Annotated in this window: 2 protein-coding genes; one reads left to right on the top strand and one right to left on the bottom strand. The window is 70.4% G+C overall.

All coding sequences use genetic code 11. The annotated features are described in order from the left end of the window. The first annotated feature begins 283 nt into the window (after positions 1-283). Entirely contained in the window at positions 284-580 is a 297-nt protein-coding gene (locus tag AB0J08_RS41465) for a hypothetical protein (protein ID WP_360645339.1), read from the top strand. A gap of 1,089 nt (positions 581-1,669) precedes the next feature. Here the strand turns inward: AB0J08_RS41465 and AB0J08_RS41470 are convergent. Continuing rightward, a complete protein-coding gene (locus tag AB0J08_RS41470; protein WP_360645342.1) occupies positions 1,670-2,323 on the bottom strand; it encodes a hypothetical protein in 654 nt (217 codons plus the stop codon). Positions 2,324-2,432 lie beyond the last annotated feature (109 nt).

Raw genomic sequence — 2,432 nt, forward strand, 5'->3', positions numbered from 1 at the left:
CAGCAGCCCCATCACCGACGGCATCCGGCACCTCCACCGAAGAGACGACACGACACCCCGTCTCTGCCACCGCGGCAACAGCACTACGCCTGACCAGCGGAAACGCACCCATCACTATCGGAAAGACAACGGCTTCTAAGAGGAGCTGACCGAACGTCCACGAGGCCGTTCAGTGCGTCGACTCGTGAGCCGTGCGAAGGCCCCGGATGGCCGCGCTTCTCGTGCTGGCAGCGGGCCGGGCTGGTCATGTGGAATCGGCAGTCGATCGAAGGCGAGGTACAGCATGGCCGTCATCATCGTGTTCGAAATCCCGGGCGCCACCCAAGCCCAGTACGAGGAGGTGACCAACAAGATGGCCGGGGGGCGCGGCGGCGTGAAGTCGCGCTCGGACTGGCCGGTACCCGGCCTGATCTCCCATTGCGCCGGACCCACCCCGGGCGGCTGGCATGTGACGGACGTCTGGGAGTCCAAGGAGGCGTTCCAGCGGTTCGCGGAGAAGCTCGCACCGCTGATGCGGGAGGCCGGGATGCCTGACGCCGAGCCCAAGATCTACGAGGCGTTCAACGTCGTGACCTCCTAGGCCGACCCGGCTCCCGGCCGGCCCTTTCGCCCAGCTCAGGGGTGCAACGCGGGCTCCGCGATGCGGCGTGTTGCACCCCGTGTCGCAGTGCCGCGTTGCAGTCGGCGGTCAGCGCGCGGCGCGGCGGCCACGCTGACCCTCAGCCGATGGCCTCCCAGGTGTCGGGAAGGGGCCGCACGAACCGCGCGGTGTGCTCGGGTTGTCCTCGCTGAACGCTTCCCAGTCCGGGAGCTCGTGGTCCACCGTGTCCGGCGAGTCGTGCCGTACGCAGTGCTGGGCAAGCCACCGGTCGTCACGGCCCACCGCGTAGACGCTAATGAGCCCGTGCCTGCTGACCAGTTGCTCCCAGCGCCCGGCCTGGCTGGTCTCGACCCAGTTCTTGCACCACGTGTTGGACCGCGTCCGGGCGACGCACTGGATGCCATCGATCGGGTCGGGGCCGATCCAGAGCCGGGTCGTTGATCACGAACAACATCGGGGGGCGCTGGCCCAGATTCTCGCTCACGCCACGGATCCTGCCAGACGGCACAGCCTGCCCGAGGCGGATTTGGTCCACCCGGTCAGCCACCAGCCCGGCGCAGCAGCGAGTCGATCCCGCTGCCGATGGTGGCTGTCGTGGGGTGCTGTCGCGCCCCGACCTCGCACGGGGGTAAGCGCCCATCCGCGCAGGTCACAGGGCGCGACAGCCCCCCACGCGACAGGGGGTCGCGACAGCACCCGCGACAGCCGCGCGGCCGCCGACACTCACGCGGCGCGGTGGCAGAACGGGCGGCGCGGAGCGGGCGATCCGGCCGTACGGCGATCACACTCACCAGACAGTCGCGTCCCTCCAGCCGGTGCACGAGGGGCAGTCGACGTAGGCGACCGGGCCCGCGCTGAAGTCCAGGCAGTCCTCGCAGGTCTTCAGGCGCTGCGCGTAGCCCTCCTCCGCGCACTCTCCGAACGTGGGGTCATCGCGTATCCACCGCCGGAAGTTGGTGACGATGTTCGCCGCCGTCGCCCACCGGCCTGATTGACCGGCCGCCGCCGCTGCTGGCGGGCCGCCGACGATGACCGCCGCCGCTTGGGCCCCGGCGGCGCGAGCCCGGACTACTCGCCGTCCCAGGGGATGGCCACCACCACTCCTCCACCCGCCCGGCGGACGTAGCGGCAGGTTGCGCCGATCGTCCAGAAGTTGACCGAGGCGCGACCGGTGACGGGCCGCAGGTCGGCCAGCCTGGCGTCGTCGGGTAGGTCCGCCGCAGCCGCGCGCAGCACTCCGTCGTCGCTCGTGCGGGCCTGGACCGCAGTGATGTCCTCGACGATCGTCGTGTCCCGGTCGCCGTCCGGCCAGAGATCCCCGAGCCGGCGGCGGAAGGCCTCGACGTCGGCCCCGGCGCCGTCGTTGCCTGCGTCGGCGAGGGCCTGCTCCAGGCAGTCGGCAAGGTGGTCGAGCCAGGCCGGCAGCGACGGCGCCATGCGGTCGGTGTCGAGCGCGTCCCAGAACTGGAACACCGGGCCCCATGCTCCGGTCTGCGGGTCGACGTCCACGTAGGTGTGGCCATCCCCGTGGTCCGTGTAGATGAACCAGTGGGTGCCCACCCCGCCGGCGTGCTCCTGGTACCAGCTCTCGACGACTTCGTGGTTGTAGCCGTGGTCGAGGTCGACGTGCTCGCCGGACTCGTGGCCGTTCACCACGGAGCGGTAGAGAGTGATCCGTATCCCGCCGACCGAGCGCAGCAGGGCCCGGATGTCCTCGGGCACGGGGACGGACCAGGCTGAGGTGTCCCCTGGAGTGTGGACACAGGGGTTTCATGCCGCGAGGGAGAGTTTAGCCGGGGCGTGGTGCCGCTGTTCGAACTCGATGGGTGGG

It is taken from the genome of Kitasatospora sp. NPDC050463, assembly GCF_040655255.1.
In the GTDB taxonomy this organism is placed as follows: domain Bacteria; phylum Actinomycetota; class Actinomycetes; order Streptomycetales; family Streptomycetaceae; genus Kitasatospora.